Source organism: Pseudomonas sp. GW821-FHT02H06, from assembly GCF_059421525.1.
The window spans coordinates 412,945-438,697 of the sequence record NZ_JBWKVD010000001.1; the positions used below are offsets into that span (position 1 = coordinate 412,945).

The 25,753-nt window shown below is 60.8% G+C and carries 23 protein-coding genes; 12 read left to right on the plus strand and 11 right to left on the minus strand.

Translation table 11 applies throughout. The features are described from left to right. Positions 1-154 precede the first annotated feature (154 nt). Entirely contained in the window at positions 155-1,852 is a 1,698-nt protein-coding gene (fadD1, locus tag AC07VF_RS01960) for a long-chain-fatty-acid--CoA ligase FadD1 (protein WP_495008718.1), read from the minus strand. A gap of 356 nt (positions 1,853-2,208) precedes the next feature. Further along, complete coding sequence (gene fadD2 / locus AC07VF_RS01965; RefSeq protein WP_495008717.1) at positions 2,209-3,897, minus strand: long-chain-fatty-acid--CoA ligase FadD2; 1,689 nt, start codon at positions 3,895-3,897, stop codon at positions 2,209-2,211. Between the two features lie 226 nt (positions 3,898-4,123). Here fadD2 and AC07VF_RS01970 point away from each other — a divergent pair, with 226 nt between their 5' ends. Together AC07VF_RS01970 and AC07VF_RS01975 are read left to right on the plus strand one after the other, a co-directional pair. Next, complete coding sequence (locus tag AC07VF_RS01970) at positions 4,124-5,068, plus strand: alpha/beta hydrolase (RefSeq protein WP_495008716.1); 945 nt, start codon at positions 4,124-4,126, stop codon at positions 5,066-5,068. A 40-nt stretch (positions 5,069-5,108) separates the two neighbouring features. Beyond that, positions 5,109-5,579, plus strand: coding sequence for a MaoC family dehydratase (locus AC07VF_RS01975; protein WP_192171547.1), 471 nt, complete (start codon positions 5,109-5,111; stop codon positions 5,577-5,579). Between the two features lie 110 nt (positions 5,580-5,689). On the opposite strand, the gene ccoM is transcribed toward AC07VF_RS01975, so the two are convergent. The 3 genes from ccoM to AC07VF_RS01990 all read right to left on the minus strand — a co-directional run bounded on the left by ccoM (position 5,690) and on the right by AC07VF_RS01990 (position 6,515). Further along, a complete protein-coding gene (ccoM, locus tag AC07VF_RS01980) occupies positions 5,690-5,806 on the minus strand; it encodes a cytochrome c oxidase subunit CcoM (protein ID WP_495008715.1) in 117 nt (38 codons plus the stop codon). 133 nt (positions 5,807-5,939) lie between these two features. Beyond that, complete coding sequence (locus tag AC07VF_RS01985) at positions 5,940-6,101, minus strand: hypothetical protein (protein WP_192171548.1); 162 nt, start codon at positions 6,099-6,101, stop codon at positions 5,940-5,942. A 66-nt stretch (positions 6,102-6,167) separates the two neighbouring features. Next, complete coding sequence (locus tag AC07VF_RS01990; RefSeq protein ID WP_065992645.1) at positions 6,168-6,515, minus strand: aspartate-semialdehyde dehydrogenase; 348 nt, start codon at positions 6,513-6,515, stop codon at positions 6,168-6,170. Positions 6,516-6,721: 206 nt separating this feature from the next. Between AC07VF_RS01990 and rapA the strand changes: the two genes are divergently transcribed. Continuing rightward, the gene (rapA, locus tag AC07VF_RS01995; protein WP_495008714.1) at positions 6,722-9,568 is read left to right on the plus strand and encodes an RNA polymerase-associated protein RapA; all 2,847 of its coding nucleotides are present in this window, start codon (positions 6,722-6,724) and stop codon (positions 9,566-9,568) included. A 206-nt stretch (positions 9,569-9,774) separates the two neighbouring features. Here the strand turns inward: rapA and AC07VF_RS02000 are convergent, their stop codons facing one another. Together AC07VF_RS02000 and AC07VF_RS02005 are read right to left on the minus strand one after the other, a co-directional pair. Further along, the gene (locus AC07VF_RS02000; protein ID WP_495008713.1) at positions 9,775-11,130 is read right to left on the minus strand and encodes a spinster family MFS transporter; all 1,356 of its coding nucleotides are present in this window, start codon (positions 11,128-11,130) and stop codon (positions 9,775-9,777) included. A gap of 273 nt (positions 11,131-11,403) precedes the next feature. Then, positions 11,404-11,703, minus strand: a complete 300-nt coding sequence (locus AC07VF_RS02005) for a DUF2288 domain-containing protein (protein ID WP_192171552.1) — start codon at positions 11,701-11,703, stop codon at positions 11,404-11,406. 328 nt (positions 11,704-12,031) lie between these two features. Between AC07VF_RS02005 and AC07VF_RS02010 the strand changes: the two genes are divergently transcribed. The 5 genes from AC07VF_RS02010 to AC07VF_RS02030 all read left to right on the plus strand — a co-directional run bounded on the left by AC07VF_RS02010 (position 12,032) and on the right by AC07VF_RS02030 (position 17,029). Next, on the plus strand, positions 12,032-13,159 hold the full coding sequence (locus tag AC07VF_RS02010) for a branched-chain amino acid ABC transporter substrate-binding protein (protein WP_495008712.1): 1,128 nt from the start codon (positions 12,032-12,034) through the stop codon (positions 13,157-13,159). A 215-nt stretch (positions 13,160-13,374) separates the two neighbouring features. Then, complete coding sequence (gene livH / locus AC07VF_RS02015) at positions 13,375-14,301, plus strand: high-affinity branched-chain amino acid ABC transporter permease LivH (protein WP_172609396.1); 927 nt, start codon at positions 13,375-13,377, stop codon at positions 14,299-14,301. Further along, positions 14,298-15,560, plus strand: a complete 1,263-nt coding sequence (locus tag AC07VF_RS02020) for a high-affinity branched-chain amino acid ABC transporter permease LivM (protein ID WP_192171554.1) — start codon at positions 14,298-14,300, stop codon at positions 15,558-15,560. The genes livH and AC07VF_RS02020 overlap by 4 nt, the downstream gene beginning before the upstream one ends. Further along, the gene (gene livG / locus AC07VF_RS02025) at positions 15,560-16,327 is read left to right on the plus strand and encodes a high-affinity branched-chain amino acid ABC transporter ATP-binding protein LivG (RefSeq protein ID WP_122536637.1); all 768 of its coding nucleotides are present in this window, start codon (positions 15,560-15,562) and stop codon (positions 16,325-16,327) included. Before AC07VF_RS02020 ends, livG begins: the two co-directional genes overlap by 1 nt. Next, positions 16,328-17,029, plus strand: a complete 702-nt coding sequence (locus AC07VF_RS02030) for an ABC transporter ATP-binding protein (RefSeq protein WP_192171555.1) — start codon at positions 16,328-16,330, stop codon at positions 17,027-17,029. Positions 17,030-17,524: 495 nt separating this feature from the next. On the opposite strand, the gene AC07VF_RS02035 is transcribed toward AC07VF_RS02030, so the two are convergent. Next, the gene (locus tag AC07VF_RS02035; RefSeq protein ID WP_423572165.1) at positions 17,525-18,433 is read right to left on the minus strand and encodes a LysR family transcriptional regulator; all 909 of its coding nucleotides are present in this window, start codon (positions 18,431-18,433) and stop codon (positions 17,525-17,527) included. Between the two features lie 104 nt (positions 18,434-18,537). Between AC07VF_RS02035 and AC07VF_RS02040 the strand changes: the two genes are divergently transcribed. From AC07VF_RS02040 to nhaA, 4 genes are all read left to right on the plus strand, one after another. Further along, positions 18,538-19,137: a short chain dehydrogenase gene (locus AC07VF_RS02040; protein WP_495008711.1), complete on the plus strand. Its 600-nt coding sequence runs from the start codon at positions 18,538-18,540 to the stop codon at positions 19,135-19,137. A gap of 62 nt (positions 19,138-19,199) precedes the next feature. Further along, positions 19,200-19,880 (plus strand): hypothetical protein, encoded by a 681-nt coding sequence (locus AC07VF_RS02045; RefSeq protein WP_346631495.1) that lies wholly within the window; start codon positions 19,200-19,202, stop codon positions 19,878-19,880. Between the two features lie 319 nt (positions 19,881-20,199). Then, on the plus strand, positions 20,200-21,813 hold the full coding sequence (locus AC07VF_RS02050; RefSeq protein WP_346631496.1) for an NAD(P)/FAD-dependent oxidoreductase: 1,614 nt from the start codon (positions 20,200-20,202) through the stop codon (positions 21,811-21,813). A gap of 170 nt (positions 21,814-21,983) precedes the next feature. Then, positions 21,984-23,174, plus strand: coding sequence for a Na+/H+ antiporter NhaA (gene nhaA, locus AC07VF_RS02055; protein ID WP_495008710.1), 1,191 nt, complete (start codon positions 21,984-21,986; stop codon positions 23,172-23,174). Positions 23,175-23,260: 86 nt separating this feature from the next. On the opposite strand, the gene AC07VF_RS02060 is transcribed toward nhaA, so the two are convergent. The 3 genes from AC07VF_RS02060 to AC07VF_RS02070 all read right to left on the minus strand — a co-directional run bounded on the left by AC07VF_RS02060 (position 23,261) and on the right by AC07VF_RS02070 (position 25,737). Further along, complete coding sequence (locus AC07VF_RS02060; RefSeq protein ID WP_037012225.1) at positions 23,261-23,725, minus strand: outer membrane lipoprotein; 465 nt, start codon at positions 23,723-23,725, stop codon at positions 23,261-23,263. Between the two features lie 209 nt (positions 23,726-23,934). Continuing rightward, the gene (gene pdxH / locus AC07VF_RS02065) at positions 23,935-24,582 is read right to left on the minus strand and encodes a pyridoxamine 5'-phosphate oxidase (protein ID WP_495008709.1); all 648 of its coding nucleotides are present in this window, start codon (positions 24,580-24,582) and stop codon (positions 23,935-23,937) included. 48 nt (positions 24,583-24,630) lie between these two features. Further along, positions 24,631-25,737 carry an OmpA family protein gene (locus AC07VF_RS02070; RefSeq protein ID WP_495008708.1) on the minus strand — a complete coding sequence of 369 codons (1,107 nt, stop codon included), beginning with the start codon at positions 25,735-25,737 and terminating at the stop codon, positions 24,631-24,633. Between the last annotated feature and the right edge of the window lie 16 nt (positions 25,738-25,753).

The following is a 25,753-nucleotide window of genomic DNA, read 5'->3' on the forward strand; positions in this document are numbered from 1 at the left end:
GGATGGACTCAGTCTCGGGAAGGCCGCTGGACCTGTGGGAGTGAGCTTGCTCACGAAGGGGCCAGGGCATTCAGCGATACCGCCGTGACAATCCATGCCCGCCTTAAACAACAAACCCCGCACGCTGGCGGGGTTTGTGGGTTTAACGGCTGACTTACGCCGGCTTTTTCAGCGCCAGCTTTTTCAGCTCTTCGTCACGCAGTTCGCGGCGCAGGATCTTGCCGACGTTGGTGGTCGGCAGGGCGTCGCGGAATTCCACGCTGCGCGGCACTTTATAAGCGGTGACGTTGGCGCGCATGTGCTCCATGACCTGATCCTTGCTCAGGGTCGTGCCCGGTTTGCACACCACGAACAGCTTGATCGCCTCGCCGGATTTCTCGTCCGGAATACCGATGGCCGCGCACTGGAGAATACCCGGCAGGGTCGCCAGCACGTCTTCCAGTTCATTCGGGTACACGTTGAAGCCGGAGACCAGAATCATGTCTTTCTTGCGATCAACGATGCGCATGTAGCCGTCCGGCTGAATGATCGCGATGTCGCCGGTCTTCAACCAACCGTCGGCGTCCAGCATCTCGTCGGTGGCGTCCTGACGCTGCCAGTAGCCTTTCATGACCTGCGGGCCCTTGATGCACAGCTCGCCCACTTCGCCCAACGGCAGCTCTTCGCCAGCGTCATTGATGGTCTTGCACAGGGTCGAGGGCACGGGGATGCCGATGGTGCCCATCTGGATCTTCTGGAACGGGTTGACCGACGCCACCGGGCTGGTTTCGGTCATGCCGTAACCTTCGCAGATCGAGCAACCGGTCACTTCTTTCCAGCGCTCGGCCGCGGCGGTTTGCAGGGCCATGCCGCCCGAGAGGGTGAGCTTCAGCGAGGAGAAATCCAGGTGGCGGAAGTCGGCGTTATTGCACAGCGCAACGAACAGCGTGTTGAGCCCGACGAAGCCGGAAAACTTCCACTTCGACAGCTCTTTCACCATCGCCGACAGATCACGCGGATTGCTGATCAGCACGTTGTGGTTGCCGCTCAGCATCATCGCCATGCAGTGAAAGGTGAACGCATAGATGTGGTACAGCGGCAACGGCGTGATCAGAATCTCCGTGCCTTCGTTGAGATTGGCCGCCATCAGCGCCCGGCATTGCAGCATGTTGGCGATCAGGTTGCGGTGGGTGAGCATCGCGCCCTTGGCCACGCCGGTGGTGCCGCCTGTGTATTGCAGCACCGCGACGTCGTTACCGTTCGGCGAAACATCCTGCACCGGCTGGCCGTGACCCTTGGCCAGCACGTCGTTGAACTTGACCGCCTTGGGCAAGTGGAACGGCGGGACCATCTTCTTCACGTACTTGATGACGCTGTTGACCAGCAGGCGCTTGAGCGGCGGCAGCAGGTCGGCAACTTCGGTGACGATGATGTGCTTGACGCCGGTCTTGGGCACGACCTTCTCGGCCAAGTGCGCCATGTTCGCCAGGCAGACAAGCGCCTTGGCGCCGGAGTCGTTGAATTGGTGTTCCATTTCCCGCGCGGTGTACAGCGGGTTGGTGTTGACCACGATGAGCCCGGCACGAATGGCACCGAACACCGCGACCGGGTACTGCAGCACATTGGGCAACTGCACGGCGATGCGGTCGCCGGGTTGCAGGTCGGTGTGCTGTTGCAGATACGCAGCGAAGGCACCGGACAGCGTGTACATTTCGCCGTAGGTGAGGGTCTTGCCCAGGTTGCTGAACGCAGGTTTGTTGGCGAAACGCTCGCAGGACTGTTTCAATACGGCCTGTACGTTCGGATACTGATCCGGATCGATATCGGCGGCGATACCTGTCGGATATTTATCCTTCCAGAAGTTTTCGAGCATAAAAGCCGACTCCTCAGCGACAGCGTTTCTACACATCACTTAATGCGATGATTTCTTGTGTTTGGAATTTTGTAGTCACCGCTTTTTGTTGACCGATGGCACAAAAAGCGGGGCGAGCGTATCAGCTTTGCCAGAGGCCGCCTAGAGCCAAAAGCGGGCTCTCCAGTCACATATCTGACTCTTGAATATGCGACGGTCACGTTTAGAGCAATGAACCTAAATGTCGGAAATGTCCTACGTCGATGTTCATTTACGCACTCCGATTAAACTCAGCAGGAGAGTACCAGGCAAAAAAAACGGCGTGATCAACACGCCGTTTTTCCTGGGTTAGAAGCTGATGAGCAATCGCCGCAACCTCAGGCGATATCCCGCAACTCCCGCCGCAGAATTTTCCCCACCGGCGTCATCGGCAACGACTCACGCAGCACGATCTGCTTGGGGATCTTGTAGCCGGTGAAGTTCTCCTTGCAGTATGCCTTCAACTCCTCGCTGGTCAGCGTTGCATCCCTCGGCACCACGAACAGCTTCACAGCTTCGCCCGAACGGTCGTCGGGAACGCCGATCACCGCACAGTTCGCCACTTTCGGATGCCGCGAAACCACGTCCTCGATCTCGTTCGGGTAGACATTGAAGCCCGAAACGATGATCAGGTCCTTCTTGCGATCGACGATGCGGATGAACCCGTCCGGGTCGATCACCGCGACATCGCCGGTTTTCAGCCAGCCTTCGCTGTCCAGCACCTCGGCGGTCGCCTCCGGTTTGTTCCAGTAACCGCGCATGATCTGCGGCCCCTTGAGGCACAGCTCGCCGCGCTCACCGACGGGCATTTCGATCCCGTCGTCGCTGATGACCTTCGCCGTGGTGCCCGGCACCGGCATGCCTACCGTCCCTAGCCTGGACTGATTGCCATAAGGATTGGCGGTGGCGACGGGAGAGGTTTCAGTCAGGCCGTAGCCTTCGACGATCGGGCAGCCGGTCAGCTGCAGCCAGCGCTCGGCGGTGGCTTTAACCAACGCGGTGCCACCGGAGTTGGTCAGGCGCAGCGTAGAGAAATCGAGGTTTTTGAATTCGGGATGGTCCATCAGCGCCACGAACAGCGTATTGAGGCCGAGCATCGCCGAGAACTTCCACTTCTTCAGTTCCTTGATGAAGCCGCCGATGTCCCGCGGGTTGGTGATCAGCAGGTTGTGATTGCCGCTGACCATCATGCACATGCAATTACAGGTGAACGCATAGATGTGATAAAGCGGCAGCGGCGCCACCATGATCTCGCTGCCCTGCTTGAAGATCGGCTGCCCGTCCGGCCCATGCTGCTGCATGCAGGCGTAGACCTGCTGCATGTTGGCGACCAGATTGCCATGGGTCAGCATCGCGCCTTTCGGCGAACCGGTGGTGCCGCCGGTGTACTGCAATACAGCAACGTCTTTCAGCGCCAGCGTCACCTGCTGCAGACGATCGCCCTTGCCGAGCTTGAGCACACGTTTGAACGGGATCGCCTGGGGCAAGTGATACGCCGGCACCAGCTTCTTGACCTTCTCGACCACCGTGTTGATCAGCCAGCCTTTGGCCGCCGACTGCATGTCGCCCATTTTCACTTCGATGAGGTACTGAATATCGGTGTCCGGCAGCACTTCCTGCACGTTCTTGCCAAAGACGTTGAGGTAGACCAGTGCGCGCGCACCGGAATCCTTGAACTGGTGGCGCATCTCCCGGGCGGTGTACAGCGGGTTGGTGTTGACGACGATCAGGCCGGCGCGCATGGCACCGAACACGGCAATGGGGTACTGGATAAGGTTGGGCATCTGCACGGCGATGCGGTCGCCGGGTTTGAGGTCGGTCTGCTGTTGCAGGTAACCGGCGAACGCCGCCGATTGGCGTTCAAGCTCTGCGTAGCTCAGGGTGACACCCATGTTGCTGTAGGCTGAGCGATCGGCGTATTTGCGGCAACTGCGCTCGAAGACCTCGACCACCGAGCTATACGCCTGAAGGTCCACCTCAGAAAGAACGCCAGCGGGGCGCTTGTCGTTCCAGAAGTCAGGTTGCATGTTGTTTTTATCCTCTTACCTGAGTGTGCTGGCCCCGTGGAATTTAAACGGGCGTTTGCCGGACGTTAGCAGCTATGGCATAGAAGGCAAATAGTCGTCGCCGCGTCATCACCGGTGTGAATCTTGCGGGTAACCAGCCTGCCATCCGGCTACCGCTATACACTCAAGCGAAGCGCTCGCCACTGCGTTTTTTGAGACAACTTTTTACAGGGGCCAGGGAACCGCGATGGAACACGAAGCTTTTTGGCTGGACGCTCAAGATCACAGTCGCCTCTATGTGCATGCCTGGAGGCCGATGGGCAATGCCCGGGCGGTGGTCCTGTTTTCCCACGGCATGGCTGAGCACGCCGGGCGCTATGACAGATTGGGCAAGGCATTGATGCGGGCAGGTTTCGCCCTGTATGGCGCCGATCAGCGTGGCCACGGCCATTCGGCCACCTATGGCACCCTGGGCCATTACGCCGATCAGGACGGCTGGAACAAAGTGGTCGGCGACCTCGCCACGCTGAAAGCGTCGATTGCGGTGCGTCATCCGGGGGTGCCGGTGTTCCTGCTGGGTCACAGCATGGGCAGTTACATCGCCCAGGGTTATTTGCTGCACCACAGCGCCAGTTTGCAGGGCGTGATCCTCAGCGGTTCGAATTACCATCCCGTCACCTTCTATCGCTCGGCGGCGCTGGTAGCCCGTGTTGAACGCTGGCGGAAAGGCCCGACCGGGCGCAGTGCGCTGATCGAACACTTGTCGTTCGGCTCCTTCAACAAACGCTTCAAGCCTGCGCGCACTTGCTATGACTGGCTCAATCGCGACCCGGCCGAGGTTGACGCCTACAGCAACGACCCGCTGTGCGGCTTCCGCTGCACCAATCAACTGTGGATGGACCTGCTCGGGGGCCTGCAGCAGATCAGCAAGCGTTCGAACCTGGCGCAGATCGATCCCGGACTGCCGATCCTGATTATCGGTGGCGAATGTGATCCGGTGAGCGATGGCAAGCGTCTCACGCATCTGGCCGACGCTCTGAGCGGCACCGACCACCCGTTTGTTACGCTGAAGGTCTATCCGCAGGCGCGTCACGAGATCCTCATCGAGACCAACCGTGAAGAAGTCACCCGGGATCTGCTCGCCTGGCTTGACCAGGCGCTGCAGCAGCCAAGGCCGCGCCGCAGCGAATGACGTCAGTGGTTCATCTTTCTTAATTGTCACAGGACACCCCATGACCCAAGTCACCAACACGCCCTACGAAGCCCTTGAAGTCGGTCAGACTGCCAGCTACAGCAAAACCGTTGAAGAGCGTCATATCCAGCTGTTTGCCGAGATGTCCGGCGACCGCAACCCGGTGCACCTGGACGCCGAATTCGCGGCCAAAAGCATGTTCAAGGATCGCATCGCCCACGGCATGTTCAGCGGCGCATTGATCAGCGCGGCGGTGGCTTGCGAACTGCCTGGCCCGGGCACGATTTACCTGGGTCAGCAGATGACCTTCCAGAAGCCGGTGAAGATCGGCGACACCTTGACCGTGCGCCTGGAAATCCTCGAGAAACTGCCGAAATTCCGCGTGCGCATCGCCACTCGCGTGTTCAATCAGAACGATGAACTGGTGGTGGATGGCGAGGCCGAGATCCTCGCGCCACGCAAGCTGCAGACCGTGACCCTGGCCGATCTGCCACCCATCACCGTGGGTTGAGCCGGCGCCAGCCTCCTTCCGGCGCAGCAGTCAGCACGCACGGCCACCACGCAAAAAAATGGGCAACCGAAGTTGCCCAAAATGCCTTGCGTGCTCTTTGTGTAGAAGACTCAGCGTCTTCCGCGCGGGGGTGGGTCTCTCCAGATGAACAGTCCGACGCTTGAATAAATCACCATCGTCAGCCCCACCGTCATGACGCCGGCTATCACTGCGTGGTCGAGAAACATGCGCACTCCTTCTGCCCGAGGCTGTTTGATGGGCGCAGAGTAATCAGTGGGGTGACGAGAGGAATTGACTCAGGTCAATGCCGGCGTGAATCACAAACAGCAGCCGGCAGACGGGGGACGAACGGAAGGCGGGTCAGCGTTTTTTCGGTTTGCTCTTGGCTTTCTTCTTGCCCTTGCCCAGCGGCATAGCCTGCTCGAAAGCGCTGCGGACTTCGTTGAGGCGTTTGTCATTGAGGTCGTGAACACGCTTGGCGCGCTCGGCGCTCAGGTCTACCAGTTTTCCGTCATCGCTCATGGCGTATCGCTCGTGAATAGCTGTTGCCGCCAATAATGCGCAATCGAGGCGGCGCTGACCAGCGCCTCAGACTTTCAGATCGACCCACAAACCCTGGCGCGGCTCGTCGTCAATGATCGGCACCACCGGCACGGTGTCGTCGGCATTGAGGAAATCCCCGGGAATGGCCGGGCCTTCTTGAAGATCAGGGTGACGGTCGGCCACGCGCCGGTCGCTGCGGCGGCGTTGATGGCGACGTTGTTCTTCGCGCAGCAGCAATTCGGCCTGCTCGCGGTCACGTTCGCCCATGTCGATGTTGGTTTCGCTCGAACTCTTTTGAATCGGCGTTACCGGCGGGATGTCCGGGGTGGGTTTGACCGGGTCCAGCTGCGAAGTCACGGGGGCCGCGCTCAGTGGGATCAGCGGTGGCAGCATGGTAATGGTCTCCTGTTATCAAGCTGTCGGCTGCCGTTTCGTCGACTTGAGCCGATTCAAGCGCGAGTTTCGACTATGTTTTTCGCAGCAAGTGCCCGCCTCAGGCGCGCCACCCACTATATCCGGGCGTTTTTACAATGTGGCTTTGGCCTGGGCGCCTTGTTCCGTTAACATAGTCGGCTTTTTCAAGGCGGGAGTCAGGCAGCATGTCGCAGCAGTATCAACCGGGGCAACGCTGGATTAGCGACAGCGAAGCCGAGCTGGGTTTGGGCACCGTTCTGGCTCAGGACGGCCGCTTGCTGACCGTGCTCTATCCGGCCACTGGCGACACGCGCCAGTATGCTTTGCGCAATGCGCCGCTGACGCGGGTGCGCTTTTCGCCGGGTGATACCATCACCCATTTCGAAAACTGGAAGATGACCGTCCGCGAAGTCGACGACGTCGACGGCCTGCTGGTCTACCACGGCCTCAACGCGCAGAACCAGCCCGTGACCCTGCCGGAAACCCAGCTGTCGAACTTCATCCAGTTCCGTCTGGCCACCGACCGCCTGTTTGCCGGGCAGATCGACCCACTCCCGTGGTTCTCCCTGCGTTATCACACCCTCGAACACACCAGCCGCCAGCTGCAATCCTCGCTGTGGGGCCTGGGCGGCGTGCGCGCACAACCGATCGCTCACCAGTTGCACATCGCCCGTGAAGTCGCCGACCGTATCGCGCCGCGGGTCTTGCTGGCGGACGAAGTGGGGCTGGGTAAAACCATCGAAGCCGGCCTGGTCATCCACCGCCAGTTGCTGTCGGGCCGCGCCAACCGGGTGCTGATCCTGGTACCGGAAAACCTGCAGCACCAGTGGCTGGTGGAAATGCGCCGCCGCTTCAACCTGCAGGTCGCGCTGTTCGATGCCGAACGCTTCATCGAAAGCGATGCCAGCAACCCGTTCGAAGACACGCAACTGGCGCTGGTGTCGCTGGAGTGGCTGGTTGAAGACGAGAAGGCCCAGGACGCGCTGTTCGCGGCGGGCTGGGATCTGCTGGTCGTCGACGAGGCCCACCACCTGGTCTGGCACGAAGAAAAGGCCAGCCGCGAGTACTCGTTGGTCGAGCAACTGGCCGAGGTCATTCCCGGCGTGCTGCTGCTGACCGCAACCCCCGAGCAGCTCGGTCAGGACAGCCACTTCGCCCGCCTGCGCCTGCTGGACCCGAACCGTTTTCACGACCTGCACGCCTTCCGCGCCGAGAGCGAAAACTATCGCCCGGTCGCCGAAGCCGTTCAGGAGCTGCTGGACAAAGGCACGCTGTCGCCAAAAGCCAACGAGACCATCCGTGGTTTCCTCGGCGCCGAAGCCGAAGGGCTGCTGACCGCTGTTGCCGCCGGCGACGCCGAAGCCAGCGCTCGCCTGATCCGCGAACTGCTTGACCGTCACGGCACCGGCCGCGTGCTGTTCCGCAACACCCGCGCCGCCGTGCAAGGGTTCCCGGAGCGCAAGCTGCACCCGTATCCCCTGCCCTGCCCGGCTGAATACCTGGAGCTGCCGATTGGCGAACACGCCGACCTGTACCCGGAAGTCAGCTTCCAGGCCCAAAGCGAGCTCAGCGAAGAAGAGCGCTGGTGGCGTTTCGATCCGCGCGTTGACTGGCTGATCGACACCCTGAAAATGCTCAAGCGCGTGAAGGTGCTGGTCATCTGCGCCCACGCCGAAACCGCGATGGACCTGGAAGACGCCCTGCGCGTGCGTTCCGGTATTCCGGCGACAGTCTTCCACGAAGGCATGAACATCCTTGAGCGTGACCGCGCGGCGGCGTATTTCGCCGACGAAGAGTTCGGCGCCCAGGTGCTGATCTGTTCGGAAATCGGCAGTGAAGGCCGCAACTTCCAGTTCTCCCATCACCTGGTGCTGTTCGACCTGCCTGCGCACCCGGACCTGCTGGAGCAGCGGATCGGTCGTCTGGACCGGATCGGCCAGAAGCACATCATCGAGCTGCACGTGCCGTATCTGGAAACCAGCCCGCAAGAGCGGCTGTTCCAGTGGTATCACGAGGCGCTCAACGCATTCCTCAACACTTGCCCCACCGGCAACGCGCTGCAACATACATTCGGTCCGCGCCTGTTGCCGCAGCTGGAAGGCGGCGACGAGGGCGACTGGCAGGCGCTGGTGACCGAGGCCCGCAACGAGCGCGTGCGTCTGGAAAGCGAACTGCACACCGGCCGCGACCGTCTGCTGGAGCTGAATTCCGGCGGTGCCGGCGAAGGCGAAGCGCTGGTGGAGGCCATCCTTGAGCAGGACGATCAGTTCACCCTGCCGATCTACATGGAAACCCTGTTCGACGCGTTCGGCATCGACAGCGAGGATCACTCGGAGAACGCGCTGATCCTGCGGCCGAGCGAGAAGATGCTCGACGCCAGCTTCCCGCTGGGTGACGACGAAGGCGTGACCATCACCTACGACCGTAATCAGGCGCTGGCCCGCGAGGACATGCAGTTCATTACCTGGGAACACCCGATGGTGCAGGGCGGCATGGATCTGGTGCTGTCCGGCTCGATGGGCAACACCGCCGTGGCACTCATCAAGAACAAGGCGCTGAAGCCCGGCACCGTGTTGCTGGAATTGCTCTACGTCAGTGAAGTGGTCGCGCCGCGCTCGCTGCAACTGGGCCGCTACCTGCCGCCGGCCGCGCTGCGTTGCCTGCTGGACGGCAACGGCAACGACCTGTCGGGCCGCGTGTCCTTCACCACCCTGAACGATCAGCTGGAGAGCGTGCCCCGGGCCAGCGCCAACAAGTTCATTCAGGCACAGCGCGACGTGCTCAACCCGCAGATCAACGCCGCCGAAAGCAAAATCGCGCCGAAGCACGCTGAACGTGTGGCGGAAGCGCAGCGACGTCTGGCGGCAGACACCGAAGAAGAGCTGGCGCGTTTGACCGCGTTGCAAGCGGTCAACCCGACCGTGCGCGACAGCGAACTGGCGGCATTGCGTGAACAACGTGAGCAAGGCCTGGCGATGCTGGAAAAAGCCGCGCTGCGCCTTGAAGCGATTCGGGTGCTGGTCGCTGGCTAATCAGGTTCGCCGCAGGAAATGTGGGAGTGAGCTTGCTCACGAAGAGGCCGGGACGTTCAGCCATTTTCTCTACTGACTGAACTTAAGCCTTCGCGAGGAAGCTCGCTCCCACGGGATAGCGCTCGGCTCGGGATCTTCTAGACCCCACAGAGCGCATGTGCACTTACTTTAAAGTAGGCCGCTGTGGTGTGGGAGTGATCGGGGGATCACGCCACGGACGGCTTCACCCCCTGCCTCACCGGCTCATCCGCCACCATCCCCTCGCGCATCCGCAACGCATCAGCGCTGAAGCACTTCGACGCGCGCACCAGAAACACCAGGACGAAAAACAACGCCACCGGTATCAAATACATCGCATCGTGCAGCCCCACCGCCTTGAACAGTTCGGTCATCTGCTCGACCTGTGCGGCGTACATCGCCGAGTGAGCGAAATGGTCCGACAACAGACCTACCACCACCGGTCCCAGCCCGCCGCCCAGCAGATACAGACCAGCAAAGAACAGCGCCATGGCCGTGGCGCGCAGTCGGGGCTGCACCACGTCCTGAATCGCGGTGTAAACGCAGGTGTAGAAGTTGTAGGAAAACAGCCAGCCAAGACTGAACACCCCGACGAACACGCCGATCTCGATGCGCCCGGCGTGCAGCGCATAACCGGTGCACAGCGTCGCAACCACCATGCTCATGGCAGCAAACATCAGGCGGCCGTTGCTCCAGCGTTGATGCAGCTTGTCCGCCACCCAGCCGCCGACGGTCAGGCCAACGAGACCGGTCACGCCGACGATCATGCCGGTGGCCATCGCGGCTTCCTGCAAGGGCAGTAGGAAGTAGCGCTGCAGCATCGACACCATGAACGAGTTGCACGCGTAGGTGGCGAAGTTGAACGCCAGACCGGCGAGCACCAGCCAGCGGAACGTAGGAATCGACAGCACGCGGCGGATCGGCCGGTCGATTTTCTCCTGGGAAATGGCCACGCTTTCAGCGGCGCCCCGGGCCGGCTCGCGAATGAAGAACATGAACACCGCCAGCACTAGCCCCGGCACCGCGGCGATGAAGAACGGCGCGCGCCAGCTGCCGAACGCCTGCACCATCGCGCCGATGGTAAAGAACGCCAGCAGCAGCCCCAGGGGCAATCCCAGCATAAAGATGCCCATGGCCCGGGCGCGGCGGTGGGCGGGGAACAGGTCGCCGATCAACGAATTGGCCGCTGGCGCATAGCTCGCCTCTCCGATCCCGACGCCCATGCGCACCAGCAGAAACGCCCAGAAGTTGCCGACCAGACCGTTTACCGCCGTCAGGCCGCTCCACACCGCCAGCCCCCACCCCATCAACTTGCGACGCGAACCGTTGTCGGCCATGCGCCCCAACGGCAGACCCGCCACTGCGTACACCAGGGTGAAGGCGGTGCCGATGATGCCGAGCTGAAAGTCGCTCAGCGACCATTCCTTGCGGATGGGCTCGATGATGATCGCGGGAATCGTGCGATCGAAGAAATTGAACAGGTTGGCCAGAAACAGCAGAAACAGAACGCGCCAAGCGTTCCTTGCCTGAGTCGATTGATCCATGGGGCGCTCTCTTTCTTGTTATAGGAGGCTATCCCGGCTGACGCCTCCGGTTTGCCTGAAATCTAGTCACGCCTTGGCACTCTGTCTGTGAACATTCGCCCCGCTGATACCCATCCATTGAACGTCCGCCAGAAATCCCGGAGCGACCCTGATGGTTTTCCCAAAATGAAGCATGGATTCGGTGAGACATTCCGCTACCGACGACACACCGGCAGTTACCGCATTACCCACTTTGCCATCATCCGACGCACCATTTTTGAGCAGTGACCAGCGTCACGCCCTCTCGTGGATCAACACCCACGGCGCGACAACCACTGCCCAGAGAGGCGGATTGCGCTCGAAAAGATCCAGAGCCTTTGATTCAGAGACCTTGCCGACGTCCCCACTCTTGAGCCACGCAGCCACTTGCGCCTCACTGTTCTCGGCAAATGCCTGGGCCACGGCGATCAAATCCAGGCTGGGCTCGACCCACAACAGGGCACCCTTCGCAAAAAATGGTTGCAATTCATTCCACGTAATCGAAGCCGTTTCGCCAAGCAATTTGGCATAGAGGGTGCTAGGTTCTTGCGTCATGGGTTTTCACCGTATTGGAAAATCGGCGCAATGATAGCGCCGCCCTCCGTACGGACAAACCCGGATTCAAGTGATTGATTGCAGGGAAGTTCGCCCAAGCCGACCGGTTCGTTGCCCGACAGGGTTATAGAGCCGGCTAGATTGTGTATCTTTCTGTCGATTAAGCGACATCCACAGGTTTTGCCCCCCGCAGCCAGCTATTCAAGCGATCGACCGGCGCTCTAAACTGTTCCGGTACAGTTGCTGGGGGTGCGGCCTGGAGATTCAATCCGGTCCTGCAGCTTTGGCCGTCAGGATTATAAAAACGACAACGCAAGAGTGGAGCATCATGACTAAGGGTATTAATCAGATTTCCAAGCTGTTTGCCGCACTGGTTCTGGCGGGGGTTGCCAGTCACTCGTTCGCAGCTGACACAATCAAGATCGGCATTGCCGGCCCTAAAACCGGTGCTGTGGCCCAGTACGGCGACATGCAGTTCAGCGGCGCCAAGATGGCCATCGACCAGATCAACGCCAAAGGCGGCATCGACGGCAAGAAGCTTGAAGCGGTTGATTACGATGATGCCTGTGACCCGAAACAAGCGGTCGCCATCGCCAACAAAGTGGTCAACGACGGCGTCAAGTTCGTGGTCGGTCACCTCTGCTCCAGCTCCACTCAGCCTGCTTCGGACATCTACGAAGACGAAGGCATCATCATGGTGACCCCGGCGGCCACCAGCCCGGAAATCACTGCCCGTGGCTACAAAATGATCTTCCGTACCATCGGCCTGGACAGTGCACAGGGCCCGGCTGCCGGCGACTACATCGCCAAGCAGGTCAAGCCGAAGATCGTTGCGGTCATCCACGACAAACAGCAATACGGTGAAGGCATCGCCACTGCCGTCAAGCAAACCCTGGAAAAAGACGGCGTGAAAGTCGCCCTGTTCGAAGGCATCAATGCCGGCGACAAGGACTTCTCCTCGCTGATCGCCAAGATGAAGCAAAACAACGTCGACTTCGTTTACTACGGCGGCTACCACCCTGAGCTGGGTCTGATTCTGCGTCAGGCGCAGGAAAAAGGCCTGAAAGCCGGCTTCATGGGTCCGGAAGGCGTGGGCAACGCCTCCATCTCGCAGATCGCTCAGGACGCGTCCGAAGGTCTGCTGGTGACCCTGCCGAAATCCTTCGATCAGGACCCGGCCAACAATGAGCTGGTTGCTGCGTTCAAGGCGAAGAAAGAAGACCCGAGCGGTCCGTTCGTGTTCCCGGCCTACGCTGCCGTGGAAGTGATTGCTGAAGCGATCAAGACCGCCAAGTCCGAAGACACCGCGAAGGTGGCAGCCGCCATTCACACCGGTACGTTCAAAACCCCTACCGGCGATCTGAGCTTCGACGCCAAGGGTGACTTGAAAGACTTCAAATTCGTCGTTTACACCTGGCACAAAGATGGCACCAAGACTGAAGCCCCTGTGAAATAACGCAGCCTTCATGCTTACCCGAAGCCCACTGCAACCGCAGTGGGCTTTGTTTTAGCTGGGCAGCGAATTTCACAAGAATTCCGACCCCTGAACATCTTGAAACCGCACCAGTGAACCACTGGGCTCGTGCCGGACGCGGACGTAGATCACGACGCGCGAGCGGGAAAAAGACACCACCAGTGAAACACCAGGCAGGTTTTTAGGAGCACTCAGCAATGCCGATAGATCTCTATCACTTTCTTCAACAGCTGGTTAATGGGATGACCATTGGCAGCACTTACGCCTTGATTGCCATTGGCTACACCATGGTTTACGGCATCATCGGCATGATCAACTTCGCCCACGGCGAGGTGTACATGATCGGCTCGTATGTGGCGTTTATCGCCCTGGCCGGTCTGACCATGCTTGGCCTGGACAGCCTGCCCCTGCTGATTACCGCAGCCTTCGTCGCCAGTATTGTGGTGACCAGCGCCTACGGTTATGCCATCGAGCGAGTTGCCTATCGCCCGTTGCGCGGCAGCAACCGTTTGATCCCTCTGATTTCCGCCATCGGCATGTCGATTTTCCTGCAGAACACCGTGCTGTTGTCGCAGGACTCGAAAGACAAATCGATCCCCAACCTCATTCCCGGCAACTTCGTTTTCGGCCCCGGCAGCACCCATGAAGTGGTGATCTCCTACATGCAGATCCTCATCTTCATCGTCACGCTGGTGGCCATGCTCGGTCTGACCTGGTTCATCTCCCGCTCTCGCCTGGGTCGCGCCTGCCGTGCCTGCGCTGAAGACATCAAGATGGCCAACCTGCTGGGGATCAACACCAACAACATCATCGCCCTGACCTTCGTCATCGGTGCCGCCCTGGCGGCGGTCGCTGCGGTGCTGCTGAGCATGCAGTACGGCGTGATCAACCCCAACGCGGGGTTCCTCGTCGGCATCAAAGCCTTTACCGCCGCAGTACTGGGCGGCATCGGCAGTATCCCGGGCGCGATGCTCGGCGGTCTGGTGCTGGGCATCGCCGAAGCCTTTGGCGCCGACATCTTTGGCGACCAGTACAAGGATGTGGTGGCGTTCGGTCTTCTCGTATTGGTGTTGTTGTTCCGGCCAACCGGCCTGCTCGGCCGTCCGGAGGTTGAAAAAGTATGACCAGGAATCTCAAATCGGCCCTCTTCAGCGCAGTGCTGGTGCTGGCCGTCGCTTACCCGATCCTCGGGCTCAAACTGGACATCGTCGGGATCAATCTCGCGGTGGTCGGCGCCAGCACCACCACCGTGCTGCTGATTTTTGCCGCGGCGTTGCTGATGTTCCTGCGCGTGCTGTTCAACGAACAGATCAGCGCCATGTGGCGTTCGCGTCCGCAGAAACAGCTGATGTCGGACAAGACCAGCAACTTCCTGACCCTGCCTTCCACCCAACGCTGGTTCCTCGGCGCGCTGGTGATTGCTGCGCTGGTATGGCCGTTCTTCGGCTCGCGCGGCGCGGTGGACATCGCGACCCTGATCCTGATCTACGTGATGCTCGGCCTGGGCCTGAACATCGTCGTCGGTCTGGCGGGTCTGCTTGACCTCGGTTACGTCGGCTTTTACGCCGTGGGCGCGTACACCTACGCCCTGCTGCAGCACTACTTCGGCTTCGGTTTCTGGATCTGCCTGCCGCTGGCCGGCCTGGCTTCGGCAACGTTCGGCTTCCTGCTGGGCTTCCCGGTCCTGCGGCTGCGTGGCGACTATCTGGCGATCGTGACGCTGGGTTTCGGTGAAATCATTCGCCTGTTCCTGCGTAACCTGACCGACATCACCGGCGGTCCGAACGGCATCAGCAACATCGAAAAACCGACGCTGTTCGGCCTGACGTTCGAGCGCAAGGCTGCAGAAGGCATGCAGACGTTCCACGAATACTTCGGTCTGGAATACAACTCCATCAACAAGGTGATCTTTCTCTACCTCATCGCCCTGCTGCTGGCGCTGTTGGCGCTGTTCGTGATCAACCGGCTGTTGCGCATGCCCATCGGCCGCGCCTGGGAAGCCCTGCGTGAAGACGAAATCGCCTGCCGCGCGCTGGGCCTGAATCCGACCATCATCAAGCTGTCGGCCTTCACCCTCGGCGCTGCATTCGCCGGTTTCGCCGGCAGTTTCTTCGCCGCGCGTCAGGGTTTGATTACACCGGAGTCGTTCACCTTTCTGGAGTCGGCGATCATCCTCGCCATCGTGGTATTGGGCGGCATGGGCTCGCAGCTGGGCGTGATCCTCGCTGCGGTCGTGATGATCCTGTTGCCTGAACTGCTTCGCGAATTCAGCGAATACCGGATGCTCGGCTTCGGCGCCTTGATGGTGCTGATGATGATCTGGCGTCCTCAGGGCTTCCTGCCGATGCAGCGTCCCGTCATGAAACTCAAGGGGGAGCGCTGATGAGCCGTCCACTTCTGCAAGCGTCCGGCTTGTGCATGCGCTTTGGCGGTCTGCTGGCCGTCAACGGCGTCGGTCTGACCGTCAACGAGAAGCAGGTCGTGTCGATGATCGGCCCGAACGGCGCCGGCAAGACCACTGTTTTCAACTGCCTGACCGGTTTCTACAAACCCACCTCCGGCACGATCCTGCTGGACGGCGAGCCGATTCAGGGCCTGGCCGGCCATGAGATCGCCCGCAAAGGCGTGGTGCGTACGTTTCAGAACGTGCGTCTGTTCAAGGAAATGACGGCGGTGGAAAACCTGCTGGTGGCCCAGCATCGCCACCTCAACACGAATTTCCTGTCCGGCCTGTTCAAGACTCCGGCGTACCGCAAAAGCGAGCGCGAGGCGATGGAGTACGCCGAGCATTGGCTGGAAGCGGTTGATCTAAAAGAGTTCGCCAATCGTCCTGCCGGCACACTGGCCTACGGTCAGCAGCGGCGTCTGGAAATCGCCCGCTGCATGATGACGCGCCCGCGCATCCTGATGCTCGATGAGCCGGCGGCCGGTCTGAACCCGAAAGAAACCGAAGACTTGAAAGCGCTGATCGGCGTGCTGCGTAACGAGCACAACGCGACGGTGTTGCTGATCGAGCACGACATGAAGCTGGTCATGAGCATTTCCGACCATATCGTGGTGATCAATCAGGGTACGCCGCTGGCCGATGGCACGCCCGAGCAGATCCGTGACAATCCTGAAGTGATCAAAGCCTATCTGGGGGAAGCGTAAATGCTGCAGTTTGATAACGTTTCCACGTTCTACGGCAAGATCCAGGCATTGCACGGTGTCAGCATCGATGTGCAGCAGGGTGAGATTGTCACGTTGATCGGCGCCAATGGCGCGGGCAAGTCGACGCTGTTGATGACGCTGTGCGGTTCGCCGCGCGCGCACAGTGGCAGCATCCGCTATATGGGTGAGGAACTGGTCGGTCTGGAGTCGTCGGTGATCATGCGCAAGAGTATTGCGGTGGTGCCGGAGGGCCGTCGTGTGTTCGCCCGTCTGACGGTGGAGGAGAATCTGGCGATGGGCGGGTTCTTCACGGACAAGGCCGATTATCAGGTGCAGATGGATAAGGTGCTTGAGTTGTTTCCGCGTCTGAAGGAGCGCTTCAATCAGCGCGGCGGCACGATGTCCGGCGGTGAGCAGCAGATGCTGGCGATCGGGCGTGCGTTGATGAGCAAGCCGAAGCTGTTGTTGCTGGATGAGCCTTCGCTGGGTCTGGCGCCGATTATTATTCAGCAGATTTTCGAGATTGTTGAGCAGTTGCGGCGGGATGGGGTGACGGTGTTTCTGGTGGAGCAGAATGCGAATCAGGCGTTGAAGATCGCTGATCGTGCGTATGTTCTGGAGAATGGCCGGGTGGTCATGCAGGGGTCGGGGGCGGAGTTGCTGGTTGATCCGAAAGTGCGGGATGCTTATTTAGGCGGGTAAAGCAGGATCAAGGGCGTCTGCCTGGGGGCAGACGTTTCGCCTTCGGCGAGTTACTTGATAAAGCCCCAAGTAACCAAGGGCTTTGTGCTCCTGGTTGGGCCCTTCCTTCGTCAGGGTTCCTTCACTCCGGTCTCGCTCCGTGGGCCCGCGCCGAACGGACATCCATGTCCTGACGGCGCTCTCGCCGCATCCCTGCGGCTCGGCCCACTGCGCGAGACCTGCGTTCAGCCTGCACCCAAGTCGCGTTTTGCGGTGTCTGGACTATCGCGTAGAAGATCAATTGCCAAAGCAAAAGCTTCCCGGCTAAAGCCGGTCCTACAGGAGTCGCCGTCGGTGCCACTGGCTGCACGCGTTGCTTTTTGTAGGACCGGCTTTAGCCGGGAATAGGCCAGTGGCTGCGACATCAATTTTGATTTCTGTTTACAAGGGACTGATTTATTTACAGCGCTTCACCGTAAATTAATCTGTCCCCGCTCGATTTGATAACCCCAGAAGTCAGAGCTGTTCCAGCGCCGCAGTGCTGCGCTCGAACCATTCACTCAAATAATCCGCCATGACTTGCACCCGCCTCGGCAGCCTTCCTTCAAAGGGGTGGACCAAGTACAGGGACGAAACCGGCGTCTGGTAATCACGCAGCAACCAGTGCAACCGCCCTTCTTTCAGTTCCTCATGGACCATGTACGACGGCAGGCGGGCGATGCCGGCGCCGACGAGGGCTGCTTTTTTCAGGAGGCCGTAGTGGTTGCTGGCGAAGGTGCCGCGGACGTTGACGCGGGTCAGTTCGTGTTTCTGGTGGTAAGCCCAGGATTCGCGGCCGGCGTGATGGCTGTTGAGCAGGCATCGATGAACCCGCAGTTCTTCCGGGGTTTGCGGGGTGCCGTGTCTGGCGAGGTAATCCGGGCTGGCGCAGGTCAGCTCCTGTAGCGACAGCAAGGGCTTGGCCACCAGGCGTTCGTCGATCCCCACGCTGGAACGTATGCCCAGGTCGAAGCCATCACGGCGCATGTCGCGGAAGTGGTTGTTGAGGTCCAGTTCCACCTGAACGTCAGGGTAGGTGTGGGCGAATTCGGTGAGCAGGCCTTCGAAGAAGGTTTCGCCCAACGACACCGGCACGGTCAGGCGAACGGTGCCTATCAGGCTTTCGCTCAGGTAGGCCATGGCGTCGCGAACGCGGTCGCGTTGGGCCAGTAGCGCGCGGGCCTCGGGCAGGAGAATGGCGCCCGCCGAGGTCAGCGTCAGGCTGCGGGTAGTGCGATGGAGCAGCGTCACGCCGAAGTTTTTTTCCAGTTTGCTGATGCGCTTGGACAGTTGGCTGGTACTGGTGTCAAGCCATTGCGCGGCCAGGGTGAAGCTGTTGGCCTCCACCAGCATCGCGAACGCGGCCAGGTCGTCCATTTCGCTCATGATTGTTTCCTTTCTGACAAACCGGGATTGCCGTTTAGCCCCTGTTTCGGTGGGAAAAGGCGACTCACACTGAGCGCCTGATCCATACCAGGGAAAACCGCATCATGAAAATTCTATTGATTGGCGCCAGTGGCACCATCGGCTCGGCGATCGAGAAAGAGTTGGCGCCACGCCACGAGATCGTTCGCATCGGCAGAACCGGCGTGGACGAGCACGTCGATATTAGTGACAGCGACTCGATCCGCAAACTATTCGAACGGACAGGCCCTTTCGACGCATTGATTTGCGCGGCCGGCAATGTCACCTTCGCGCCGCTGGGCGAGATGACCGCCGACTCTTTCGCCCTGGGCCTTCGGGACAAGCTGATGGGTCAGGTCAATCTGCTGCTGATCGGTCGGGAATTCGCCAACGACGGTGCGTCCTTCACCTTCACCACCGGCATTACCAGCGTCGATCCGATTCGCACCGGAGCGTCAGCCAGTTTGGTCAACGGCGCCATCGACGCCTTCGTGCGCGCCGCCGCCATCGAGATGCCGCGGGGCATGCGGGTCAATTCGGTCAGCCCCAACGTGCTGGTCGAAGCCATGGGCAGCTACGCGCCGTACTTTCGTGGCTTCAAGCCGGTTCCCGCAGCGGATGTAGCCTTGGCGTACGCAAAAAGTGTCGAAGGGCTACAAACCGGACAGACGTATCGCGTCGGCTAATCGCCCCTTGTGATGAGCGAGCAGGCTGAGTAACGTGGCGGCACTTGTCTGGAGACCGCCCCATGTCCGCTGCTCGTTCCGCTCTGATGTTCGCCTTGTTGCCCCTGTTTGCCGGCTGCCAGTTGCTGCCCATGTCGTCCAGTGACAGCAAGGTGTCGACCGCTGGCATGATCCGCATGCAGGGCACCCTCAGCGGTGACGGCGGCAAGCTATTCTTCGCCCCGTGCAACGAACAGCGCCGCTATGCAGTGACCGACAAGGGCAACACCGGCGTCCTGCAGGAAGCCGCTTCGGTGGTGGACAAGAACGGCAAGGCGTTCGCCGATGTACGTGGCAACTTCGTCGCGAGCAAGGCCCAGGGCAGTGACGGTCAGGCTGACATTTACCAGCTCTACCGCGTCGAGCGCCCAAGCGGTGCCTGCGAGGACCCCAATTTCAAGCGCCTGACGATTCATGCCAGCGGCAACGGCCCGAAATGGAACCTCAACGCCAGCGGCAAGGGTCTGGTGCTTGAGCGCGAAGGCCAGGAGCCGTTCGCCGTGCCGTACATGGAAGAGCAGATGCCCGAGGGCCGCTTCAACCTGATCACCGACGCCAACAATCAACACGTCGAGCTCTACGTCGCGCCGTTGCGCTGTGTGGACCCGTCGAACGGCTCGGTGCAGCACCTGACCGCCGAACTCCGGGTCAACGGCCAGGTTCAGCGCGGTTGCGCGTACTTCGGGGCGATGCGTAACGATTGATAGCCTTTCGCTGAACCTGAAACCTCAAACCTGAATCTGTACAGGCGCAACACTGGTGGGAGTGAGCTTGCTCGCGAATGCCGTAGGTCAGGCGCTCACAGCGCTGACTGACAAGACGCTTTCGCGAGCAAGCTCGCTCCCACATATTCCCCATTAGCCTTGAGATCAAGTTTTCCCAGCTGACTCGGTGCAAAGCTAAACGGCGGCTGCGTGGCGGATGTCGTCGCTCGGGCCACCGCTCCCTGCTCAATGTGGCTTATAATCGCGCGCTCTTGTAGTGCTCCCGGGCCGATCCTGCGGCCCGAAACCGGATCTTTCAATGTTACGAATCACCGAATTCAAACTGCCGCTGGACCACGCGGACGACGAACTGCGCCCTGCACTTCTGCAACGCCTGGCCATCGGCAGCGACGAGCTTCTGGATTTCACCCTGTTCAAGCGCAGCTATGATGCGCGCAAGAAATCCACCGAGCTGCAGTTCATTTACACCATCGACTTCCAGGTGCGCGACGAAGCCGCCCTGCTCCAGCGCCTGAGCCACGACAAACACATCGGCCCGGCGCCAGACGTCAGTTACAAAGTGGTCGGCCACGCCCCTGCCGATCTGAGCCAGCGTCCGTTGGTAGTCGGCTTCGGTCCGTGCGGGATTTTCGCCGGCCTGTTGCTGGCGCAGATGGGCTTCAAGCCAATCATCCTCGAACGCGGCACCGAAGTCCGTCAGCGCACCAAGGACACCTGGGGGCTGTGGCGCAAGAACGTGCTCAACCCGGAGTCCAACGTGCAGTTCGGCGAGGGCGGCGCGGGGACGTTCTCCGACGGCAAGCTCTACAGTCAGATCAAAGACCCGAAATTCATCGGTCGCAAGGTCTTGCACGAGTTCGTCAAAGCCGGCGCGCCGGAAGAGATTCTCTACGTCAGCAAGCCACACATCGGCACCTTCCGGTTGACCGGCGTGGTCGAGAACATGCGTCATCAGATCGAAGCGCTGGGCGGCGAAGTGCGTTTCCAGCAGCGGGTCACCGATGTACTGATCGAAGACGGCCAGATGCAAGGCGTTGTGCTCGACAGCGGCGAGCGCATCAACTCGCGGCACGTCATTCTGGCGCTGGGCCACAGCGCCCGGGACACCTTCCGCATGCTCCACGGGCGCGGCGTGTTCATGGAGGCCAAGCCGTTTTCGGTCGGCTTCCGCATCGAACACCCGCAAGGTCTGATCGACCGCGCGCGCCTGGGCAAGTACGCCGGTCACCCGAAGCTTGGCGCTGCCGATTACAAGCTGGTACACCACGCCAAGAACGGCCGTTCGGTGTATAGCTTCTGCATGTGCCCCGGCGGCACCGTGGTGGCGGCAACCTCTGAGCCCAACCGCGTGGTCACCAACGGCATGAGCCAGTACTCGCGCAACGAGCGCAACGCCAACTCCGGCATCGTCGTCGGCATCACCCCCGAGCAGGATTATCCGGGCAGCCCGCTGGCCGGCATCGAACTGCAGGAGCGACTGGAGTCCCACGCCTACATCATGGGCGGCGAAACCTACGAGGCACCGGCGCAACTGGTAGGCGATTTCATCGCGGGCAAAGCGTCAACGGCGTTAGGCGGCGTAGAACCTTCCTACAAGCCGGGCGTCAAGCTGACCGACCTTGCCGACGCATTACCCGCCTTTGCCATCGAAGCCATTCGTGAGGCGCTGCCGGCGTTCGAGAAACAGATCAGAGGATTTTCGCAGCACGACGCGATCCTCACCGGCATCGAAACGCGCACCTCCTCGCCCCTGCGCATCACCCGTGGCGAGGACCTGCAGAGCCTCAACGTCAAAGGCCTGTTCCCGGCAGGCGAAGGCGCAGGCTATGCCGGCGGCATCCTGTCGGCCGGCGTCGACGGGATCCGCATCGCCGAAGCGTTGGCCCGAAATATCCTGGGCATCACTGAATAAGCCACTCAAAGGCATCGCCCTACAGCACTCGGAAACGAATCCCTAGGATTCGTGAGCGGTGTCTGTAGGGCGTTATTTTTGATTACAAATTCGGCTTCAGATCCTGTTTTCAGACACCAGAACGCGCGTTAGGGTGGCGCTCCTTTTTAGGCTGCCCTTGGAGCGTGACCTTGCCCGTACGCAATACATTCAGACGTTTCTTCCAGCTGGAAGCCGCCGGTGGCTTGCTGCTGATCGCCGCCGCGGCCCTCGCCCTTATCATCAACAATTCTCCCCTGTCCTGGCTCTATAACGGCTGGCTCGAAACGCCGGTCGTTGCCCAGATCGGCGCGTTGCAAATCGCCAAACCGTTGCTGCTGTGGATCAACGACGGCCTGATGGCGTTGTTCTTCCTGCTGATCGGGCTGGAGGTCAAGCGCGAGGTGCTGCAAGGTCACCTCTCCCGGCCCTCGCAAATTGTCCTGCCGGGCGCGGCGGCCATCGGCGGCATGGTTATCCCTGCCCTGCTCTTCTGGGCGCTTAACTCAGACAATCCCGCCGCCCTGAGTGGCTGGGCGATTCCCATGGCCACCGATATCGCCTTCGCCCTGGGCGTGCTGGCGTTGCTGGGTAAACGGGTGCCGGTGTCGCTCAAGCTGTTTCTCATGACCCTGGCGATCATCGATGATCTGGGCGCGATCATTGTCATCGCGCTGTTCTACTCTGGCGAACTGTCCAACTTGGCATTGGCGCTGGCAGGCGCGTCGATTGCCGGGCTGATCACCATGAACCGCCTGGGCGTGACCAGACTCGCGCCCTACTTGCTGATCGGCACCGTCTTGTGGGTCTGCGTGCTGAAGAGTGGCGTCCACGCCACGCTGGCCGGCGTTGTGCTGGCGTTCTGCATTCCGCTGCGGACGCCCAAAGACGTCGCCTCCCCCTTGCAGCAACTCGAACACGCCCTGCATCCCTGGGTGGCGTATTTCATTCTGCCGCTGTTCGCGTTCGCCAACGCCGGCGTCCCTTTGGCCGGCGTGACACTGGAGAGCTTCACCCATCCCGTACCACTCGGCATCGCCCTGGGTCTGCTGCTGGGCAAAGTCATCGGTGTGTTTGGCCTGACGTGGCTGGCAATCAAGACGGGGCTCGCATCACTGCCGACCGGCGCAAACTGGGGGCAGGTGCTGGGGGTTTCGATGCTGTGCGGGATCGGCTTCACCATGAGCCTGTTTGTCGGCTCACTGGCGTTCGTGCCGGGACAAAGCGAGTTTGCCGGGATGGATCGAATGGGGATTTTGACGGGGTCTGTTCTTGCCGCGCTGATCGGCTACGGCATCACCGCAATGGCCAGTCGCAGCACGCGCTCAGCAGCGTTGAAATGAAACGCTGAAATGCAAAACGCCCCGAATGATCGGGGCGTTTTCGCAAGCGGACATTTTACGCCCAGCTTCGAGACATGCAGCGCGGCTTAGTGGCTGACGCGACTGGTGCCGTTGACGGTCATGATGCGAACGCGCTCACCCACACGGAAGATCTCGTTTTCCTGAACTTCCTGCACATAAGCACGCATGGTGCCATCGTCTTCACGCACGGTGATCTCGACGCCTTGAGCACGGGTCAGGCCGCCTTCCGCTGCCGAACCCAGCAGACCACCAGCGACTGCACCGATCACGGCCGTCACGATGCTGCCGCGACCCCCACCGATGGCGCTGCCACCCACGCCACCGACGATGGCACCGGCGCCTGCGCCGATCGGGGTTTTGGTGCCTTCAATCTTCACCGGACGCAACGATTCGATCGTGCCCAGCCGTACGGTCTGCACCTGACGAGCTTCGTCGCGCGAGTACGAGTCGCCGGTGAGGCTTGAAGTACAGCCGCCCAGCGTCAGCGCCATGGCGGTGAACGAAGCAACCAACAGAACAGACTTACGCATAACAGTTATCTCCAGAGGTACAGGTAGCCATTAGACTCTGCGACGCCAATCGATGTCACGGTCCTGTACCGATAATTTACGTTTATTCAGGCGTGATACAGCAACCCGCCGACGTCTACTTCAGTGGACGACGGCGCCGGAAATTGATTCAAAGAAAAGTGTGACAGCGACCCTGGAACTGACAGCACGGTAGTCCGAAAGACCCGCACTCAGGGCGCGAGGCGCTCGCGCTGCCACTCATCTTCCAGCAGAAGATAGTTCAGGCGGTCATGCAGACGGCTTGGACGCCCCTGCCAGAATTCGATGCGATCCGGCACCAGACGATAGCCGCCCCAGTGATTAGGACAGTCAGGCTGGGTGTCCATGAAACGCGCCTCGGTGGCTTTGAGCAAACCTTCGAGCTCTTCACGGTTGGCGATCACCCGACTTTGCGGGGATGCCCAGGCACCCAGGCGGCTGCCGAGGGGGCGTACCTGAAAATAGGCGTCGGATTCTTCGTGGCTGACCCTGGATACGCGGCCTTCGATGCGCACCTGACGTTCCAGCGAGGGCCAGAAAAACGTCATGGCGGCAAAAGGACGGGCGCTCAGCTGCTGGCCTTTGGCGCTCTCGTAGTTGGAAAAAAACGTGAAGCCCTGAGCGTCCAGGCCTTTGAGCAGCAGGACGCGGCAGTGGGGGCGACCGTCAGCGTCGACGGTCGCCAGCGTCATGGCGTTGGCCTCGACCGGCGCTTGCTCGGTTTCGACCGCTTCGTTGAACCAGCGATGGAACAGTGCGAAGGGCTCTCCCGGAGCCTGGGCTTCGGTCAACCCTTCGCGGGCATAGTTGCGACGCATATCGGCCAGACGCTGGCTCATCACTGCCTTCCTTAATCGAGATTCGTGAACAGAATCCCGATCTTAACCTCAGTTGCTGGCTTGAGCATCCGGGGCAGGTTTTTTGGCCGCTGCTTTCGCAGGCGCTGCCTTGGCTTTCACCGGCGCTGCTTTCTTCACAGGTGCTTTCTTGGCCGCAGGCGCCTTGGCTGCGGAAGCCTTGGTAGCAACGGCTTTCTTGGCCGGTGCAGCCGATTTGGCAGGCGCAGCAGCCTTGGTCGGCGCAGCAACCGGTGCCGGCGCCGGCGCGTTGGCGGTCTGCACGGCCAGCAGGGTCGGCGCTGGCGGCAGGTTGTACTTGGCCATTTCGGCAACCATGGTGTCCTGCGGCGTCAGGATGATTTCCACGCGACGGTTGAGTGCGCGACCCGGCGCGCTGTCACCGGCCGCACGGGGCATGTCGGCGCCCATGCCACGCAGGTTCAGACGATTACGCTGCAGGCCGCTGAGGCGGAAGATCGCCGCAACCGATTGGGCGCGCTGCTGGCTGATCTTGAGATCGGCATCACTGGAGACGTCGCTGTGGCCCAACACCAGAACGGCGGCGCGCTGGTCGACTTCAACGATCTTGGCCATGCGGCTGATCGGGCCGAGGTTGGTCGGCAGGAGCATTTCCGGACGCTTCGGGTTGAAGGTGCTGTCGACCGGCGCGGTGACCACGAGGATGTCGTCACGGCGCTCGAGCTGGAACTGGCTGTCCTTGATCGCTTCGCGAATTTTTGGCTCGTTCAGATCCAGCCAGGCCTGGGTCACCTTCGGGTCGACTTTGGGAACAGCCGGCGCGGCGTCTTTTTTGGCTTCGGTTGCGCCGAACGGCCACCACCACTTGTTGGCGTCGCCGGCCTGGGCAACCGCCGGCGCAGCCGCCGGTTGAGTGGCTGCTACTTCTGGCTTCTTCTCGGTTTCGCCGTGGTCAGAACCAAACGGCCAGTACCAACGTGTACCGGTCTCGGCCTGGGCCTTTGCCACTTGGGCAGCCGCCGGGTTTGGCGCTGGGGCTGCGGGCGCTGCATCGGCGCCCTTGCCCGAACCGAACGACCACCAGTGGTCATTGCTGGCCGACTGATCCTTAGGGGTTTGCGCACAGCCGGTGACGGCGATGCAGATGGCGAATGCGAGGCTTTTGTTAGCTGACATGGGTGACCCACATGAA

What these genes read in the sequence shown, in the direction of transcription:
- fadD1 (WP_495008718.1), bottom strand. Translation starts at nt 1,852, where the DNA reads ATGCTCGAAAACTTCTGGAAGGATAAATATCCGACAGGTATCGCCGCC.
- fadD2 (WP_495008717.1), bottom strand. Translation starts at nt 3,897, where the DNA reads ATGCAACCTGACTTCTGGAACGACAAGCGCCCCGCTGGCGTTCTTTCT.
- AC07VF_RS01970 (WP_495008716.1), top strand. Translation starts at nt 4,124, where the DNA reads ATGGAACACGAAGCTTTTTGGCTGGACGCTCAAGATCACAGTCGCCTC.
- AC07VF_RS01975 (WP_192171547.1), top strand. Translation starts at nt 5,109, where the DNA reads ATGACCCAAGTCACCAACACGCCCTACGAAGCCCTTGAAGTCGGTCAG.
- ccoM (WP_495008715.1), bottom strand. Translation starts at nt 5,806, where the DNA reads ATGTTTCTCGACCACGCAGTGATAGCCGGCGTCATGACGGTGGGGCTG.
- AC07VF_RS01985 (WP_192171548.1), bottom strand. Translation starts at nt 6,101, where the DNA reads ATGAGCGATGACGGAAAACTGGTAGACCTGAGCGCCGAGCGCGCCAAG.
- AC07VF_RS01990 (WP_065992645.1), bottom strand. Translation starts at nt 6,515, where the DNA reads ATGCTGCCACCGCTGATCCCACTGAGCGCGGCCCCCGTGACTTCGCAG.
- rapA (WP_495008714.1), top strand. Translation starts at nt 6,722, where the DNA reads ATGTCGCAGCAGTATCAACCGGGGCAACGCTGGATTAGCGACAGCGAA.
- AC07VF_RS02000 (WP_495008713.1), bottom strand. Translation starts at nt 11,130, where the DNA reads ATGGATCAATCGACTCAGGCAAGGAACGCTTGGCGCGTTCTGTTTCTG.
- AC07VF_RS02005 (WP_192171552.1), bottom strand. Translation starts at nt 11,703, where the DNA reads ATGACGCAAGAACCTAGCACCCTCTATGCCAAATTGCTTGGCGAAACG.
- AC07VF_RS02010 (WP_495008712.1), top strand. Translation starts at nt 12,032, where the DNA reads ATGACTAAGGGTATTAATCAGATTTCCAAGCTGTTTGCCGCACTGGTT.
- livH (WP_172609396.1), top strand. Translation starts at nt 13,375, where the DNA reads ATGCCGATAGATCTCTATCACTTTCTTCAACAGCTGGTTAATGGGATG.
- AC07VF_RS02020 (WP_192171554.1), top strand. Translation starts at nt 14,298, where the DNA reads ATGACCAGGAATCTCAAATCGGCCCTCTTCAGCGCAGTGCTGGTGCTG.
- livG (WP_122536637.1), top strand. Translation starts at nt 15,560, where the DNA reads ATGAGCCGTCCACTTCTGCAAGCGTCCGGCTTGTGCATGCGCTTTGGC.
- AC07VF_RS02030 (WP_192171555.1), top strand. Translation starts at nt 16,328, where the DNA reads ATGCTGCAGTTTGATAACGTTTCCACGTTCTACGGCAAGATCCAGGCA.
- AC07VF_RS02035 (WP_423572165.1), bottom strand. Translation starts at nt 18,433, where the DNA reads ATGAGCGAAATGGACGACCTGGCCGCGTTCGCGATGCTGGTGGAGGCC.
- AC07VF_RS02040 (WP_495008711.1), top strand. Translation starts at nt 18,538, where the DNA reads ATGAAAATTCTATTGATTGGCGCCAGTGGCACCATCGGCTCGGCGATC.
- AC07VF_RS02045 (WP_346631495.1), top strand. Translation starts at nt 19,200, where the DNA reads ATGTCCGCTGCTCGTTCCGCTCTGATGTTCGCCTTGTTGCCCCTGTTT.
- AC07VF_RS02050 (WP_346631496.1), top strand. Translation starts at nt 20,200, where the DNA reads ATGTTACGAATCACCGAATTCAAACTGCCGCTGGACCACGCGGACGAC.
- AC07VF_RS02060 (WP_037012225.1), bottom strand. Translation starts at nt 23,725, where the DNA reads ATGCGTAAGTCTGTTCTGTTGGTTGCTTCGTTCACCGCCATGGCGCTG.
- pdxH (WP_495008709.1), bottom strand. Translation starts at nt 24,582, where the DNA reads ATGAGCCAGCGTCTGGCCGATATGCGTCGCAACTATGCCCGCGAAGGG.
- AC07VF_RS02070 (WP_495008708.1), bottom strand. Translation starts at nt 25,737, where the DNA reads ATGTCAGCTAACAAAAGCCTCGCATTCGCCATCTGCATCGCCGTCACC.